15 protein-coding genes are annotated in these 16702 nt (G+C 42.0%); 12 read left to right on the top strand and 3 right to left on the bottom strand.

Going from position 1 to position 16702, the window contains the following annotated elements; all coding sequences use genetic code 11:
• The 12 genes from EYR97_RS16060 to EYR97_RS16005 all read left to right on the top strand — a co-directional run bounded on the left by EYR97_RS16060 (position 1) and on the right by EYR97_RS16005 (position 12500).
• Complete coding sequence (locus tag EYR97_RS16060; protein WP_131094682.1) at positions 1 to 381, top strand: head-tail connector protein; 381 nt, start codon at positions 1 to 3, stop codon at positions 379 to 381.
• Between the two features lies 1 nt (position 382).
• The gene (locus EYR97_RS16055) at positions 383 to 889 is read left to right on the top strand and encodes a hypothetical protein (RefSeq protein ID WP_131094681.1); all 507 of its coding nucleotides are present in this window, start codon (positions 383 to 385) and stop codon (positions 887 to 889) included.
• Positions 886 to 1278, top strand: coding sequence for a DUF3168 domain-containing protein (locus tag EYR97_RS16050; protein WP_131094680.1), 393 nt, complete (start codon positions 886 to 888; stop codon positions 1276 to 1278). Before EYR97_RS16055 ends, EYR97_RS16050 begins: the two co-directional genes overlap by 4 nt.
• A 2-nt stretch (positions 1279 to 1280) precedes the next feature.
• Positions 1281 to 1727 carry a hypothetical protein gene (locus EYR97_RS16045; protein ID WP_131094679.1) on the top strand — a complete coding sequence of 149 codons (447 nt, stop codon included), beginning with the start codon at positions 1281 to 1283 and terminating at the stop codon, positions 1725 to 1727.
• Positions 1724 to 2077, top strand: a complete 354-nt coding sequence (locus tag EYR97_RS16040; protein ID WP_131094678.1) for a hypothetical protein — start codon at positions 1724 to 1726, stop codon at positions 2075 to 2077. Before EYR97_RS16045 ends, EYR97_RS16040 begins: the two co-directional genes overlap by 4 nt.
• 214 nt (positions 2078 to 2291) lie before the next feature.
• On the top strand, positions 2292 to 4448 hold the full coding sequence (locus EYR97_RS16035) for a hypothetical protein (RefSeq protein WP_131094677.1): 2157 nt from the start codon (positions 2292 to 2294) through the stop codon (positions 4446 to 4448).
• Positions 4441 to 4923 carry a hypothetical protein gene (locus tag EYR97_RS16030; protein WP_131094676.1) on the top strand — a complete coding sequence of 161 codons (483 nt, stop codon included), beginning with the start codon at positions 4441 to 4443 and terminating at the stop codon, positions 4921 to 4923. The genes EYR97_RS16035 and EYR97_RS16030 overlap by 8 nt, the downstream gene beginning before the upstream one ends.
• Positions 4916 to 5416, top strand: a complete 501-nt coding sequence (locus EYR97_RS16025; protein ID WP_131094675.1) for a DUF1833 family protein — start codon at positions 4916 to 4918, stop codon at positions 5414 to 5416. Before EYR97_RS16030 ends, EYR97_RS16025 begins: the two co-directional genes overlap by 8 nt.
• The gene (locus EYR97_RS16020; RefSeq protein ID WP_131094674.1) at positions 5416 to 5769 is read left to right on the top strand and encodes a hypothetical protein; all 354 of its coding nucleotides are present in this window, start codon (positions 5416 to 5418) and stop codon (positions 5767 to 5769) included. Before EYR97_RS16025 ends, EYR97_RS16020 begins: the two co-directional genes overlap by 1 nt.
• Complete coding sequence (locus EYR97_RS16015; RefSeq protein ID WP_131094673.1) at positions 5760 to 6770, top strand: hypothetical protein; 1011 nt, start codon at positions 5760 to 5762, stop codon at positions 6768 to 6770. The genes EYR97_RS16020 and EYR97_RS16015 overlap by 10 nt, the downstream gene beginning before the upstream one ends.
• On the top strand, positions 6755 to 9193 hold the full coding sequence (locus tag EYR97_RS16010) for a LamG domain-containing protein (RefSeq protein WP_131094672.1): 2439 nt from the start codon (positions 6755 to 6757) through the stop codon (positions 9191 to 9193). The genes EYR97_RS16015 and EYR97_RS16010 overlap by 16 nt, the downstream gene beginning before the upstream one ends.
• Before the next feature lie 10 nt (positions 9194 to 9203).
• Positions 9204 to 12500 carry a hypothetical protein gene (locus EYR97_RS16005; protein WP_131094671.1) on the top strand — a complete coding sequence of 1099 codons (3297 nt, stop codon included), beginning with the start codon at positions 9204 to 9206 and terminating at the stop codon, positions 12498 to 12500.
• A gap of 361 nt (positions 12501 to 12861) precedes the next feature.
• Here EYR97_RS16005 and EYR97_RS16000 read toward each other — a convergent pair whose 3' ends face one another.
• The 3 genes from EYR97_RS16000 to EYR97_RS15990 all read right to left on the bottom strand — a co-directional run bounded on the left by EYR97_RS16000 (position 12862) and on the right by EYR97_RS15990 (position 16622).
• On the bottom strand, positions 12862 to 13656 hold the full coding sequence (locus EYR97_RS16000; RefSeq protein WP_131094670.1) for an ABC transporter substrate-binding protein: 795 nt from the start codon (positions 13654 to 13656) through the stop codon (positions 12862 to 12864).
• A 207-nt stretch (positions 13657 to 13863) separates the two neighbouring features.
• Positions 13864 to 14820: a diguanylate cyclase domain-containing protein gene (locus EYR97_RS15995; RefSeq protein ID WP_131094669.1), complete on the bottom strand. Its 957-nt coding sequence runs from the start codon at positions 14818 to 14820 to the stop codon at positions 13864 to 13866.
• Between the two features lie 374 nt (positions 14821 to 15194).
• On the bottom strand, positions 15195 to 16622 hold the full coding sequence (locus EYR97_RS15990; RefSeq protein ID WP_181409153.1) for a cytochrome C: 1428 nt from the start codon (positions 16620 to 16622) through the stop codon (positions 15195 to 15197).
• Positions 16623 to 16702 lie beyond the last annotated feature (80 nt).

The following is a 16702-nucleotide window of genomic DNA, read 5'->3' as shown; positions in this document are numbered from 1 at the left end:
ATGCCTAGTTTTAATTTTATTACTCTTGAAGAGGCGCAGCGACAGCTTGGAGTTGACGCCTCTGATGTCGATACAGACGAGGAGTTTGATTCAGGCGAACTGAATGATTTTATTGAAGATGCTACGGCCATTGTTGCATCAGAAATAAATCGTCAAGTATATGAGACTCAAGCAGATCTGGACGCTGCTATCTTGGACGGTAGCGCACCTGAGTATGCAATTTCACTTGAAACACCTCATAAAGGCCGAATTGTGAAACGACTAACCAAGTTGTTAGTTGCTCACATGTTTAAGCATCGTGAAATCACGTCTGATGAAAATGCAAGGGCTGTATTCATGACGTATGGCCACGCACTCACTCAAGTGCAAATACCTTCTTAGTATGGACACGGCAGGCATTGATATTTCAGGTCTAAAGCAAATGGAAGCTGCTTTGACTGATTTAGCGAAAGAAATAGGTGCTAAAAAGGCAACAGGTATATTCACCTCTGCACTTAACGAAGGTGCAAAAGAGTACGAAGAGCATATAAAAGAAAATGTTAATGTTTCCAAGTACGCACGAACAGTTAAAACTAAGTCTGGCAATCGCGTAGAAATACGCCCTGGCTTCTTAAAATCGCGAATCAAGCGCAAGGCTAGCACTAATAGAAAAGGCGGCACTAACAAACGCTTTGGGAAAAACGAGGTTGCGCGCGTAAAGGTTGGTGTATTTAAAGTACCCTACATTGTCCAGTATGAGTTCGGAACTTCACGCCAACAGGCAAACCCCGATATTCGTAACGCGTTCAAGTCAAAGACTACTGCAGCAGTTGCGCGAGCAAAAGCCCAGTTGAAGAAAAAGATCATGCTGGCGCAAAAACGAATTGCGAAAAAGAGAGCCGAAAAATGATTGAAGATGCAGTAAAAGCACGGCTCCGTGCTGACTCTGAGCTTAAAAAAATTACAAGCACGCGCATCGATACTGACGAAGTAAACAATCATAACGATAAATACGTGATGATCAGCGTAGTCGACGATGAAGACGAGTTTGATTCATCCAACAAAAAAGGCCAGAGCAGCGCGCGGATTCAAATAGACTGCTATGCAAAAAACAAAACCATAGTTCGCGACATGCGTAAAGCTATAGACGCATCCTTACAGCAGCAATCGTTTTCCATTAACAATTTACATATTCAAGTGTGTATGCGTGAAAGCCGCGTCCCTACATCCGAGAAAAAAGGTGCATCGGTACTTTATCGCGAAGCACTTGACTACAACATCAAATACAATGAGGTTTAAAAATGGTCGCAATTACTAAAGCAACAGCTCCAATCGACCCAGCCGGTAATACTCTTCGGTTCTGCGCAGCAGGTGCAGGGGCGGTTGATACACTATTACCTAACATTCCACCTGATTCGTTTCCACAAGTAAATTCAGGCGATCAGTTTGATGATGTTACTCCTGCGGATGAAACATCCAACCGAAAATATCGTAAGAAAACGTTACCTGAAGACCAAGATTTTGAATTGGTTCTTTGGTCAACACCTGGTGTCGCAGATCAGAAGACTTTCACAGATATGGTTAAAGCGAAAACGCCTATCAATATTGAATTGACGTATTCGTCAGGCGATGTAGTTAGTGCGCTGTTCTTACCTCACGATCACTATGCCTCATCAGGTGAGAAAAGCATGTTTGCATGCATTGGAAAACTTCAGTCGATTAGTTTTGACACCGTGGTTGAAGCATGATTACTGCAGAACAAATAATGGCTGGTGCGTTACCGCGCACCAAGAAAACCTTTAATGTAACGGGCATAGGTGAAATTGAACTTCACCGCTTGCCACTCAATCGTGAAATTGAAGCGCAGAAGATGATTGCTTCCAATGATGTAGATATTGATAAGTTAGAAAATCTCATCCTGAACAATACTTACTTCATGCTGTTTGGTGAGTACAACGATGAAGAATCTCAAAAATTATATGAGCTTCTTGATCAAACACAAATCACCAATTTACACGCAACGGGCCTCTTCTTCACACAGCTCGATACTGACACCTTGGAACAAACTGAAAAAAACTCACGAAGCGACCAGAGCTAGCAGCGCTCTGCAGCTTAGCAGATAGCTTTGGTTGCACCCTTCAAGAGTTAGACAATCACTTAACCCCTACAGAACTGGAACTTCGATTTGTTAATAAATGCATCTCGATGGATATCACGTTCGATAGAACCAAACATAAAGATATAAAGCGAGCAGAAGAGCGCCAGCAAGTGGAAAGCTTTCTGCGTGAGTGTCCGTGGCGAAAAGGTAAATCATGGCAACATTAGCGACATTAACAATTGACTTAGTTGGCCGCAGCGCGAAGCTTAACGCTGAGCTTAAAAAAGCCAACAAAAATACTAAGTCATGGGCCGTTAAGACACGCCAAATGGCAGGCGGTGCTGCCAAGGCCATGGGTGCGTTTGGTCTCGTTGCTGTGGCTGCGCTTGCACGGATAAGTGCTAAGAACGCTGAGTTTATCGACCAGCAGGCGAAAACGGCTAAAGCGCTAGGCATGACCACTGAAGCATTGAGTGGTCTGCAACACGGCGCCAATCAGTCAGGCGTGAGCAGTGAAGCGCTCAATAAGTCGCTAAAACGCATGCAGCAAGGGCTTGGTCAAGTTGCATCAACTGGAACAGGCGAGGCGCGTTATGCGCTTGAGGGTCTTGGTCTTGCTATTGAGGATATAAAAGACTTAGCGCCTGAAGAACAATTCAAGCTTATTTCTGATCGTTTAAAAGACGTAGAAAACCAATCAGAAAAGGTTTATATCGCGCAGTCTTTGTTTGGTAAGTCGGGTGCTGAACTAATCAACCTTATGGATCAAGGTGCCAAAGGCATCCGTGATTACATGGTTGAAGCTGAACAGCTTGGTATCACATTCAGCCTTTTCGACGCGGCAAAAGTCGAAATGGCAAATGATGCGTTTGACCGAGCAAAGAAAACCACACAGAGCTTTGGGCAAGTACTGGCGACTGAAACGGCACCGTTCATTGGTGCCATCAGTGACATGTTCGTAAACAACGCAAAAGAAGCTGGCGGATTCGGTGTAGTAGCACAAAAAGTACTGAAGTCAGTTGCAAAAGGGTTTGGTTTCGTTGCTGATACGGCGCATGGGCTTCACGCGGTGTTCAAACTCATAAAGCAGGGGCTTTATGAAATCGGCAGCATGTGGGTTAAAAACGTTAACTGGATTGCTCAAACATCCAAGCCACTGCTAGATTTGATGGGGATAGACAGTTCTGGTCTTGCCAGAATGCAAAACTTCTCTGACGAATTTAGCGCGATGACAGACAAAGCGCGAGAAGAGACGCAAAACTTACTTCTTCAAGAAATGCCATCTGAACGCATTGAAAGATGGATGAATGATGTTGTTGAAAAAGTTGAAATTGAAGCGCAAAAACAAGTTAAGAAGGGCTCTAAAACCAACCTAAACGACTTGGTTACGTCTGACTCTGAAGAAGGCGCAAAGTCTAGCGAAGACCAAAAAGCCACACAACAACTTATCGATGCCGCGCGCGAACGCTATGACCAAATTTACGAAGAGAAGTTAATCGCAGAGGAACGCGATAGAGAGTTAGAAAACCGACGTTACACTCGCCAAGTTCAAGCGATGGAAGCAGAGTTTGAGCTGCTTCGACAAAAGAACGCGGTAACTGCCGAACTTGAAGCTGAGTATCGCCTCGCTAAAGAGCAAGCAGAGCAGCAGCACAATGATCGTATTCAAGAAATTGAAACGAACAAAAACAATGCGCTGCAAGAAAGCTATCAAGGTTTATTCAACCAGATGAGTAGTTATTTCGATGGCATGGAAGGGAAGCAAGGCCAGTATGCTCAGGCAGTAATGAGCATAGGCGGTGCGCTTGTAGATGAAGAAAAACGTAAAGCACTATTTCAAATCAAAGCCGACACCGAAGCGGCCGCAATGTCTGCCTATCGTTCACTTTCTGTAATTCCCGTAGTTGGTCCAGCTTTAGGTGTTGCAGCAGCTGGTGCAGTCATCGCCTATGGTGCAATTCGTGCCTCCAACCTGATGGGGTTATCGGGAGCTCGGGAGCATGGCGGCAATGTAGTTGCTGGGCAAAGTTACCTTGTTGGTGAGAGAGGTTACGAGGTTTTTACGCCAAATGTTAGCGGCAAGATTTCAAATCATCATGAGTCTAAAGGCATGATAAACAGCGCTGCTCAACAAAACTATAAAACAGCTATGCCAAATCTTAACGTTCACATAGAAAATAGAGTGCCTGCACAATTTCATGTAGAGAGATTAAGTGCTACCGATGTGAAAATCATTGCATTAGAAGTTGCTCAGCAAACAGTTCGAAGAGATGCACCAAAGGTTATAGCTGGAGATCTCGCTAATCCAAATAGCCGTGTAAGCAGCTCGCTGAATAGAAACACGCTAACACAAAGGAAGCGCAATGGATAAGCTTGTGTTATCGCCACTGCAAAGCGCTTACAGCATTGAAGATGGAAACGAGACTCATCGCATTGAATTAGACGGTGGTCTTGGCCGTTATCGTAAAGACATCATTGGTGCGAGTAACAAAGTTACAGCGTCATGGTTACTGGATGCAAATGAATATGCTTACTTACGTGCATTCTATCGAACTACAACGAAATCAGGCTCAGTTTCTTTTTTGGTAGACTTGATAATTAACTATGCCGACGTCTCGGAGTACGAAGCTTTCTTTATGCCAGAATCGTTACGTTTGGATGGAATTGAAGGGGGAATGTTTAAGTGCAGTGCCACACTGGAAGTTAAGCAAAAGAAACCCGAAGAAGATATCGATGAAGCGCTTGTAATGATCTTCAATGCGTTTGGTTCTGATACTAGTAGTACAATATCAATTATAGAGCATTTTGCTAACAATACGTTGATAGAATTCTCTGAAAATGTCTGAATATTCTGATTTTTACCTTAATTCACCTTCCAGCATTGTTCAGTTGGAAACACTTGAGATAGCTCATCCTAGCTTTACAAAAACGTATTATTTAGTACGAAACTCTACAAACGGTACAACGGTCACGCTTGAGAACAGCCAAAACCAAACGTTTGATTACTACCCACTTAAAATAACCAGTATTGGTACTCGTGATAACCTCGACTATGGCTTAAGAGTTGATTTGGGGGACCTTGGTGAAGTGTTACCAATTGAGCTAGATGCGGTAGCAAGTGAAAAATCTTATGCTACAAAGCCAACAGTAATTTATCGTACATATCGTAGCGACGATTTAACCAAGCCGTTATTTGGTCCAATTCAGTTGGAAATCACCACTTTTAACTTTAATCGTGATGGTGCATCTTTTGAAGCAAAAGCCCCTTCGCTGAACATCAATAAGACAGGTGAATCCTATCAAATAGACAGGTTCCCGATGTTGCGTGCGTTCCTGTAATGCTTGATAAATTTCTAGGCCGAAACTATTCGCCGGCCAACTACAACTGTGTGCATTTTACAGTTGAAGTTTGGCAGGCACTGACGGGTAATAACATTGAACAGGCGCTAACGCTTTTCATGCGGCCATCAAATGACCGCAAAGCAAGCATGAGTTTACGCCGTTCATTCAAGAAACTCGAAGCGCCGCAGTCTCCCTGCCTAGCATTGATGCAAAGACAAAAAACTAGCCCTCATTTGGGCGTTTACTACAAAAATAAAATCATACATATCACAGAGCTTGGCGTCGAAAACGTTGAACCAAGCCTTGCCGCGCGTGGATTTGAAAAGGTTACGTATTACCAATGTCTGTAAAAATAACATTTATTGAAAACGTTTTTGACAAAGCGACATGGGAGGTGAAGAAAGTTGATGATGTGAATGCTTTTCTAGCAAGCAAGTTTAGTCAGTTTCCTTCTACGGGGCGAATTTATCACGAGCAGATATCAGAAAATAACGATATCACGCCACGAACAGTTAAAGACATTGCTCGATTAAATACGCTGGACGGTCATATCTATATCGTTATCTATCCAGGTGATCCAATTACTGTAATTTTTGCAGTGGTGGCCGTGGTATCAGCCGTGGTTGCGTTCACTATGGATGTGCCAAACCCAGCGCTAAAGAATAATCAGCAAACTAGTCCAAACAATGAACTATCTTCACGTTCAAACCGCGAGCGTATAAATGCACGTGTAGCTGATATATTCGGTACGGTTCGATCTACCCCTGATATGATTGCACCGGCATATAAAGTGTTTGAGAATCATCTGGAAGTTGAACACGCTTATATGTCTGTAGGAAGAGGGGAGTATGAGATACCCGATAATGAAGTAAAAGACGACACAACGAGAATACTAGATATACCTGGAGCATCTGTACAAATATATAAACCGTTCACATCACCAAACTCTGGGCATTCTCCACAGCTTATTGTTGGAAATGCTATCAATGAACCAATCTTCGCCGCAAAAAGAAATAATGCCGTTAATGGGCAAGTACTGCGTGCTCCTAACAGTAATAGCTTAAACGGAAATAACGATATTAAATTTACCTCTCTTGGGCAAATTGTTGCTAACCCTTCAAGTGAAATAGACTTTACAACAAAGTTTGAAGCTGGAGACTCTATTCAAATTAGTAATGCTATTTTCAATGCGCCTCCTACAGGTTCAAGTGAGGGCCAGTTTACTCGGTCGGTTAGTTTTTTAGTTCGTTTGTTGCATATGAGACAATTGGTTCGATTGCCGATTCAGGTAGTACAGTTAGAATTGACCGTGCAATCTTTGTTTACAATGATGGAGTGGAACCTCAAATAATCGATCTTTCTGGTACTTATACTGTAACAGGAAGCGATGAAACGGGAATGTTTCTTCAAAACCCAGAATTAGTAAACTCAAATTGGAATCTTATTGACGGAAATTTTCCGAGCAACCAAACCCCCTTTAAAAATGTTGATATTACTGTTGACCCTGAGCAGCAAAACGTAAATTTAGATGGAACTTATATTGTTGTAAATGTAAGTGAGGGTGCTATTTTTCTCGATAACCCATCGGCGGTAAACCCCGACTGGGATAATCTCACCACTTACGATAATGAAGAAACTGGATATATTAGTCCCAAAATAGTTACAACTGGAAATAAGATAGTGGGATGGTTCATTTTGAATGATCCCAACATAACGGATATTTACTTTAACTTTGTTGCTCTTAATGGGCTTTATAAAGACGATGGTAAAAAGCAAATACCATTTGATGTAGAAGTTGCAGTAACTGTTCAGGAGGTTGATGAGTTCGGCAATGCGATTGGCATAGCAGAAATACACGATATAATCATCGATGGTTCAGATTTAACAAAATCAACAAGAGCAAAAACACTTAAAGTTCGACCTAATTTCTCAGGTCGTTGTCGCGTCCGCGCATGGCGTAGAACACCAAGTGACTTAGACTTTGAGGGTAATGTCGTAGATGAAGTGAAATGGCGCGATGTATATGCCATGGCACGGATTCAAGATGATAACTTCGGTGATGTAACTACGTTACAGTCTCTTACTTATGCAACTAACGGCGCCTTGGCTATTAAAGAGCGCAAGCTTAACCTATTAGCTACACGCAAAATCACAACTATCATAAATAATGCACCTAGCTCAGTCCTGTCAACGAGTAATCGTGCGGACGATATCATTCTTTCTCTTTGTTTAGACAACCGCATTGGCAATATAAGTACAAATCAAATCGACATTGAAAACATCAAGAACACCGTAAAAGAAGTCGAAGACTACTTCGGCACTGAGAAAGCAATAGAGTTTAACTATACTTTTGATAGTGACAATCTTAGCTTCGAAGAAACTATTGCGATGGTGGCAAGCTCAATTTTTTGCCGTGCTTATCGGCGAGGAAGCGTCATAAAACTTACATTTGAGAGACTTACCACAGACTCTTTACTGCTTTTCAATCATAGAAATAAATTACCAGGTTCAGAAACCCGTACCGTTCGCTTTGGCAACCAGAGCACGAATGACGGAGTAGAACTAGAATATGTTGATCCGCTCGATGACGCGGTACACACAATCCGCCTGCCAAAGGGCGCGACTGTAATCAATCCTAAAAAAATTGAAACCGCTGGCATTCGCAGCTATCAGCAAGCCTATTTCCACGCATGGCGCGCGTGGAATAAAATTCAGCACCAAAACATCGCTGTCGAATTTGAAGCTACGCAGGAAGCAGACATTCTTGTTTTGAGTAACCGTATTCTTGTTGCTGACAACACTAGAACAGGCACGCAAGACGGTGAAGTGTATTCGCAAAACGGACTCGAGCTAGAGCTATCTCAATCGGTAGTTTTTGAGGTGGAAAAAAGCTATACGATATTTTTGCAGCACACAGATGGCACCGTTGAATCAATGCCTGTCAGTGAATCGACCACGAGTAACTATCATGTGCTACTTTCACGCGCACCCAAACAGGCACTTTCACTTGATAGAAGCCACTACGCCAGCGCGCTTTATCAAATTGTTGCCGATGATTCGTCACGCGAACTAGCGTTCTTACTCACTGAAAAAAGCAATAACGATAATTTCACTAGCCGCTTAACCGCGATTAACTACGAACACAAATATTATCTTAATGATGCGCTACATTTTTCTCTTGATATTCCCGTCACAAATTTAGCTTCACTTGCCACAAACGGTAGTGCCAGCGAGCCAGTTACTCCCATTGGGCCACTTGTTATTATAAATGATGCAACCTTTGGACATTGCCTGAACTTCAATGGATCAACTGCCTGGCTGGAAGTTGACGCGAACAGATTGCCAGCAAGTTACACCAAAACCGCATGGATAAATACGCAAAAAGTAACTGGTTCACAGGGCATAATCTGTTCTGATACTGGCAGTGGTGCAGCTGAAGCGTTTCGTTTGGCTGGCAACTGGCTTGAAGTTAGCCATGGGTGGCCCACAACCGAAGGTAACTTCTTGAGAACACCCTACAACGGTGGCGTTGATGTTTGGAACTTCGTTTGCGCCACGTACGACGCGGCTACAGGAACTGTAAAAATTTTTCTTAATGGCGTTGAATTGGCTTCATTGGTAGGCGTTCAGCAACGCGACTTAACACTTGATTATCTAGTCGGTGCCTTTGGTGGATCAGGCTCAAATACGTTCGACGGCCAGATTTATGATCCACAAATATACAGCCGTGCACTAACCCCCCAAGAAATTGAAATCGTTTTTAATAGTTACTAGAGAATAAGAAATGATATTAATAAATAGAGAGGCATTGGAAAATGCACAAACAGATCTTGAAACGATTGAAAATGTTGTTAACTCAACTTCGAGCTCTGTAAATACTCGCCTCGGTGGCTCAATTAAAACCCTTCACAAGGTGATCAACGATTTAGCTAACAGTGATGTTGGGGCACCCGCAGTTCTGGCGGCAAAAAACCAACCTATCATCCAGCTCATGAATATTTCGGGGTCAAACGCATATACATGCGATGCTCCCAATTATCATAGCCAATACGCAAATAACCAGATATATTTATTTGTCCCAACTCAAACAAATTCAGGGGCAAACCCTACTCTATCAATAGGGGGGTTATCGCCATTACCTTTTAGGCACATCGACGGGGCCTTGTGTTCAGCTGGAGATCTACGGGCGGGTCGATTTTATGTGATAAGAGTATCTGGTTCGGCAGACAGATTTCAAATTGTTAGTGGTTACACAATACCTAATACACCTTTGAACGAAAAATCACAGGTTCCAGCCTCAACTGAATTTGTGCATGAATTGTTAAAAACACCGACTACACAACTAAGAAATGTAACCGGTACAAACTCAATAGTAGCTACAACTTTTGCACCGTACACGAATTACGCTACGGGTGATATGTTCATGATTGCTGCAGAATCCACTAATACTGGTCCAGTAACTCTAAACATTAACAATTTAGGAAATTTACCAATTACCGATTATGATGGTGATCCGTTGCTACCAGGTGACTTTGTACAGAACAGATTTTATTTTGTACGGGTAACGAACAATTCAGAGTTTCGAATTATTTTTAGAGGAGTTAACCCTAGAAAAGTACTTCATGATAGTAAATTCACTGGTGAGAGTGAATGCGAACTTGCCGGACCTAACTCATTCAATCAGGTAGCTAACGCTCATTTTGTGTCGGAAAAAATATCAGATGTTGAAAGTGCTTTAGCTTCCTCATCAATACAAAAAAATATTATATCTCGAAGTATCAACTCCATTGAAGGTGCTTCATCATTCACAGGCTCTTTGGCTTTATCTAAGTCTTCCTATAACAACATTGATGCTTACAAATTATCAATCAATGCCGGTCAGGTTGGTGGGAAGTATTTGGCTATAAATAAATCAAACCACCCTGAGCTTTTTTCTTCAGAAAGAATCTCAATGTCGGTCCTTTTTCTATTCTATACATATGCAAATGGAAACGATAGAAGTCGTATTCTTCTTCAGCAAATCAACGAAGGCGCAGAGATAACATCAGCTCGGCAAGAATACTCTATGGGCAATGAAGGGATAGATAGGCAATTTAGGCTGAAGTTCGCAAATATTCCTCTTAACCAAAACTGTGATGAAATTCGAATATTCTTTGACTTTATTAATGGAGAAGGAAGTGAACAGAGGGATGTGTACTTCCGCGAGTTATATTTAGGTGCTGGTCCAAATGCTGCCTATAAACCTCAAGGAGGCCTTGGCGATGAACAGCTTGAGACAATAGGAGACAAGATAAGTAACAATACGGTGACTCAAATAGACTCACTGCATACGAATATTTTAAACCCTTGGGAATTTCCAGATAAAGGAAGTCAGCACACAATTGAAACTGCGTCTGATGGAACTCCATTGCTTGTATGTAGTGCTAGTGCTTCTGCTTCTGATTTTATGCGTTGGGATAGAAGTCTCATAAAAGGCAATTCATTCAATGGAGGATTTACATTATATGCGACTTCTATAGTTTCTGGTCGCGTGCTTTTCCGGCAGTTTGATGAAGGCGGCACGGAAATCCGTGATCTTTCTGACGGTAACGGTGATTACCGATATGAATGGGATATACCCGGAGCGGTAGAAAGCGCTAACCCACAAACAATGAATATTTTCGATTTACCCATCGCGCCAACATGTAAAACTATGTCTATGTGGGTTGCTTCTGGTAGTTCTGGTGATATGAAAGTTGGACGTCCATGGATATCATCTAGCGCGAAAAAGTTCACGCCATACGCACCAACTATATTAAAGCTGGGCAAGCGAATTGAAATTACGCCTGGCGGTATGACTGCCAGCCAAGCAGTAGGCGAGGGTGCATCCACAATCATTGTTAATGATGGAGTTTATACGGCCGCAGAGCTTACCCTTGATGGTGATAATTTCATGGGGGTTGATATCATTGCAAAGCCCGGCACAATGCCAAAGGTTCGTGGCGGTGATCCCATAACTGGCTTTAATGCAGTAGGTGGTCTGACGAACGTATACAGCGCCTCTTGTCAAACTCAACCTGGTATGTACGATGCAAACAATCCAAAAGGCTTTGTATTCTGTTTTGGGCTGCCTTACTCTGAAATACAATTAGGCGATAGACATCCAGCCCACCATGGAAGATCACATAGATTACCTCACTTCCCGTTGTTTGCTGGGCCTACTACAGTGAACGAGCTCGAAAGTGCAACGCAACCATCATGGTATTACGATGCGACCGCTAAAGTCTTGTACGTAAATTCTGTACCGGGTGTCGACCCATTATCAATGACCATATATGTGCCCAAAGGTTATGGTTTAAGTAACGGCTCAAGACGCAACAATGTTGGCATCGAGGGGCTTACTTACGAATTCATGGGGCTCAAGTTTGACAACATGGGCAAATCTCAGATTGAAGGCGTTAATGTGATCGGCTCACCCATCGATGGCTTATCCGTTGATAAGGTGAATTTGATAGACAGATATTGCTCGGTTGTAGGTTCATCAAATGACAACTGGAACGGTCACGGAACCTATGGTGATACACCTGGGCGCCAAGATGGTTTCGCGTCAATCGATTACTTCTCTTCTTCTTATGAACCCTATTCAGCGTGGGCTTGGGATGATGGCCGCTCACTACACGAACGAGGCCGTGGACGCGTTGACGGTGGACTGATGGAATTCAATGGTTCAACTGGCTGCGCACCAGCTGGCGGTGCTGAAGAATCATACTATAACCTAGAGGTAAGATCTTGTGGTTGGGATGTTCCAGAGCAAGGCGGCATTGCGGTAGTTAATGCTGTTTCTGACGATGGCACCGGCTGCATTGTAAATTGCCACAATGTTATTGTTCGAGATTGCCAGCATGGTTTTGCTGTTGCGAGTCCTTTTAGTAGCCACCGTCTCAACCTCTTTAATACGAAATCATTTGGTTGTTCGGTCGCTGGTATTCACGCTGCGGAAAACTCAGTGGTAAACGCACACAATCACTACGACTATGGATCAGCAGCTGCGAAGGCAGGAACAGGTACTATCAATGTGAATAACGGGACATTAGTTTCTTAAAAAGGGTTCAATTAAATGATGAGTATACTGAACTATATGCTCATCATTAAGACTTGCTAGGTTACTTGTGATGTCACTAAATTCTGAATCTCTTGTTTACGTGCCACATTTAATTTAGTCTCCACTTTTTTTCAAAAAAAGCGCGCTAGAAAACCAAGGTTTAACATGGAAGTAGCTTCAAAAACCTTCATAATATCGCTCAATTTTTAACGTAGTAATGAGGCTTTCAGAGGTGTTGTTTATTTTGAAAAATACATGTAAGATTTTGATTTTAATATAAATTATATGATGATTTAAAATCCCTCGCTGGTAACAGCGTGCCGGTTCAAGTCCGGCCCCGGGCACCATTTCCTTTTTTATATCAATACTGCAAAACACCCTTAGCGAACCACGCATCGGCAACTTTTTCTGCATTTAATTTGTTTACCCATTTCTCTGTGTGTGCTTTGTACCAATCAGAGGCCATCAGTACTTTTAGTTCTTGTTGCAGTGCTAATGCCATGTCATCAGAACCCAACGATTTAGACATGGCAATGTACACATCAGACTCAGTTACCACTAACTGGCTTTTTACCATATCACTGGTATAGCCAAGATTTTTTAATGTTGAATACACACCAAACGATTCATAAAAAAGGTAGTCAATTCGGCCGCGCATTAGCATTTCAATGGCATTTTCATAACTAGGAATACTAATTACATAGCTTGCGCGTTTGTCGTTCAACCATTTCTCTCTAATATCACCGCGAATAACGCCAATCACCTTTGTGTCTATGACTTGTTGTAACGAGGTAACATCGTCTTGTGAGTCGTAGCGCGAGTAGAGCACCCAGCGCTTTGAGATAACGTGTCCTAGCCAATGATAGTTACTTTCTCGCTGAAGAGTACGAGAGATACTAAACATCACCACATTCGCGTTATTGTTGAGTGTCATCATGGCCCTTGCTTCTGGCATGACTTCAAGAGGAATATTGATATCTAGCTTGTTTTGCAACTGTTTAACTATACCAGTAGTGAAACCACTGAACTCACCATGCTCATCTACATAGTTAGCAGGTGCCTCATTAACAGAAATAAATCTCAATGCTGAATAACAAGGCATTTCGCCTACAGCACTAAAACTAAACAATATCAACACAAGGCTAATGACTTTCATAGCTATTCCATTTTTCGGTTAAAATGTACACTTAAAAAGAAAGAAGAGTGTCATTAAGGGAAAGTTTAGTCGATGATTGATTAATGGACTTAATCAATTAGTTTAATAGCACGGTAGGGGGGGAGCTTTTCTTTACAACAAGGTGTCAGAACCTTTTTGGCCTACTTAATCTCAGTAAGTTAGGTTTAAATTAACAGTAGAAGGTAATTAGCGATATGTATCTGAAAACCCGCATAATCTATTTCTACCGGCTTCTTTCGCTTCATAAAGTGCAAGGTCAGCTTGATTGATAATATCGTCAAGTGTTGTACTGGTTGTTGGTTTTATCGTCATGTAGCCAGCGCTTACGGTGACCACTCCTGTAGGGTTATGTTCATGGGGGATACATAACGCTTCAATGGTTTTTAAAATGCGTTTACCCACGCTTTCACAGCCCTTAGAGTCTGTTTTAGGTAACGCGATTACAAACTCTTCTCCACCGAATCGAATGGCTGTATCATGGGGGCGGTGAATAACTCTTGCCAACGCATTGGCCACAACGCGTAAGCATTCATCACCTGCTAGGTGCCCGTATGTATCATTGTATGACTTAAAATAGTCGAGATCTAAAACAATGATACTGAAATACTCATTGTCTCTCTTTGCGCTTTTTAGCGAATTTACTACTTCAGAGTATAAATAGTGTCTGTTGTATAAGCTCGTTAGTGAATCTCGAAACGAAATATCTTTTAGCACCGTCATACGTATCTCATTCATCAAGATATTTTTGACGCGATGCATAAGGGTCATGGCAAGAATTGGTTTGATAATAAAATCATCGCCACCTGCTTCCCAGCATGCTTTTTGAGTGTCGTGATCTAAGCTTGCCGTAGCAAACATGACGGGAATGTCTTCAGTTTCTATCGAACTCTTTAATTCTTTGCACAGTTCAACGCCGCTTTTAATGGGCATATTCACATCAAGAATGATGAGATCAGGGCGAAGTTCTAAACACTTAGTGAAAACCGAAGCACTATTGCAAACATATTGTGCGTTAGCGAAGTCAGAAATAATGTGCGTAATTATCTGTGCACTTATCTCGTCATCATCTACTACTAACACTTTGCAATTTTTTAAGCTACCTTCGTTTAGCTGGTGCTTATGTTGAATTAGCGTCTCAATCATGTTTTGTCGTACTACACAGGTTAAAGCTAATAAAACGTACTACCTTCACAATTATGTCTTCAAAAAGATGACATAGCCATAATTTGAGCCGCTAATGAATATACGCAATAGCATCAGCGTATTGAATAATTTAGTAACTATCTAAACAACTAACGCTATTGATAGAATCTGAATATATACAAAAGTATAATAAATATCTATGTTTGCGCTTTCATCCACAAATATTTATTAGTATTTGAATACTAAAGCCTGTTTATTTTTGTTCACTTTTTTGTGTTGGCTGTCAAAATTGTTCATTCAAGTGAGTTTCAGGCAATGAGCGAGTTGCGTGGTTTGCTAAAGTCACGCTCTAGCAAACCACTATATAGATTAATTTAGAGGACGAGTAAGTATGAAACTAAATCTTCTTTTTCTTGTTTGGTTAGTTTTAACTGCAATACGATATTAAAAAATTCAACCGTGTCATGCAGTGTAGGTAATCGTCCGTCGTGCAGATAGGGTGGCGTATCTTTAATTCCGCGCAAGGGGAATGTTTTTATTGGGCCTTCTGGTCTTCCCACATAAAAGCGCTCAACTTTCAAATCGTGCATATAGTCGTCAACAAAAGCAGGGCCACTATGACAAGCTACGCACTGGCCTTTTCCATGAAATATGGCTTCTCCACGTAACTCACCAGGTGTTGCTAAATCTGGTAAAAGACGCATGAGTGGATCGAGTTTAGGTGCAGGCGGAAAATCAATAATGGCGTTGAAGTCACCCATTCTATTTGTTACTTCCTTTTTCGCTGCTCTAGCGCCAATTGCTTGTTGCATGCCGGGGTCGCCATCAAAGTATTCTTCAATTTCTGCAAAGTGGTCCATACTTCGAATTGAACGCTTAGATGACAATTGAGCTAAATTGTAATTACCCCGCATTGTAGGTGTATCCGTTCTCAGTCTAGCAAGGTTAGGGCGGCTGTCAGGTGCTAGCTCAAACGCGCCATTAGTGTGCCCGTTTACGTGACAATCAAAACAGGCTACGCCTTTAGAAGGTTTAAGCGTAATGCGGTGCGACGTATGATTAAACCAGGTCGTCGGTGTTGGTCTCAATAACTCTTTTAACCCTTCCATTTGTTCTGGGGTCAATAAACCATTAAAGATGTCATAGTAGTTATCTATAGTGATCTCTTGTCCCTTAGTCACATCACCTAATTCTAAATGGGTGGTAAGGAAAAGCGGTGCAGGGAACTCTGGCAAGTATGCATCAGGGAAATCATGATCTACGTCCATCCTACTGTGTTCCGGGTGACGCGATATCCAAGAGTCTGGGAAAACCATATGCGCTGTGGATTGAATTGGGTGGGCAAGCGGTTTGTAGGGAAATAAGTCTCTTTCTTTAATTTGCTTTGGGGTAAGAGCATTATACTCATCAAATTCTGTTATCGCTTCTGGCAAAATTGCAACAGGCCCTTTCATCACTGGCTTTAGACCACCAGACATGGTGACACCCTCGATGACTTCACCGCTGAAATTAAAGCGGCTAGCCATGTAAGATTCTACGTCCTTCATTAGCTGCGGTTTTTGCGTTTGATTTTTTTTGACCCACTCGTCCCAGGACATCGAAAGCGTGGGCGAGCCGAAAGATGAAGCTCCTTTTCCTTGATAAAGCCACAGATCAAAAGGCGTGCGATCACCGGCTTCTACGTGTGGGTAGGGTAAGAGAGACGCGCCTTCTTTAAATACGCCTTGTTGTGCATCTGCATATGCCAGTAAACACTGAGAAGTGATTAAAACAGATGCAAATAAGCTTACAACTTTTTTCAATTTTATTATTCCATGTAGGTATTTTATTAAAATATATCAAAATCATACCTGTATGATCATTAATTTCTTAGAGAATATGT

Source organism: Alteromonas sp. KUL42, assembly GCF_006538325.1.
Taxonomy (GTDB): domain Bacteria; phylum Pseudomonadota; class Gammaproteobacteria; order Enterobacterales; family Alteromonadaceae; genus Alteromonas.
This window is presented reverse-complemented; position numbering and strand designations above follow the sequence as displayed.

What these genes read in the sequence shown, in the direction of transcription:
- EYR97_RS16060 (WP_131094682.1), top strand. Translation starts at nt 1, where the DNA reads ATGCCTAGTTTTAATTTTATTACTCTTGAAGAGGCGCAGCGACAGCTT.
- EYR97_RS16055 (WP_131094681.1), top strand. Translation starts at nt 383, where the DNA reads ATGGACACGGCAGGCATTGATATTTCAGGTCTAAAGCAAATGGAAGCT.
- EYR97_RS16050 (WP_131094680.1), top strand. Translation starts at nt 886, where the DNA reads ATGATTGAAGATGCAGTAAAAGCACGGCTCCGTGCTGACTCTGAGCTT.
- EYR97_RS16045 (WP_131094679.1), top strand. Translation starts at nt 1,281, where the DNA reads ATGGTCGCAATTACTAAAGCAACAGCTCCAATCGACCCAGCCGGTAAT.
- EYR97_RS16040 (WP_131094678.1), top strand. Translation starts at nt 1,724, where the DNA reads ATGATTACTGCAGAACAAATAATGGCTGGTGCGTTACCGCGCACCAAG.
- EYR97_RS16035 (WP_131094677.1), top strand. Translation starts at nt 2,292, where the DNA reads ATGGCAACATTAGCGACATTAACAATTGACTTAGTTGGCCGCAGCGCG.
- EYR97_RS16030 (WP_131094676.1), top strand. Translation starts at nt 4,441, where the DNA reads ATGGATAAGCTTGTGTTATCGCCACTGCAAAGCGCTTACAGCATTGAA.
- EYR97_RS16025 (WP_131094675.1), top strand. Translation starts at nt 4,916, where the DNA reads ATGTCTGAATATTCTGATTTTTACCTTAATTCACCTTCCAGCATTGTT.
- EYR97_RS16020 (WP_131094674.1), top strand. Translation starts at nt 5,416, where the DNA reads ATGCTTGATAAATTTCTAGGCCGAAACTATTCGCCGGCCAACTACAAC.
- EYR97_RS16015 (WP_131094673.1), top strand. Translation starts at nt 5,760, where the DNA reads ATGTCTGTAAAAATAACATTTATTGAAAACGTTTTTGACAAAGCGACA.
- EYR97_RS16005 (WP_131094671.1), top strand. Translation starts at nt 9,204, where the DNA reads ATGATATTAATAAATAGAGAGGCATTGGAAAATGCACAAACAGATCTT.
- EYR97_RS16000 (WP_131094670.1), bottom strand. Translation starts at nt 13,656, where the DNA reads ATGAAAGTCATTAGCCTTGTGTTGATATTGTTTAGTTTTAGTGCTGTA.
- EYR97_RS15995 (WP_131094669.1), bottom strand. Translation starts at nt 14,820, where the DNA reads ATGATTGAGACGCTAATTCAACATAAGCACCAGCTAAACGAAGGTAGC.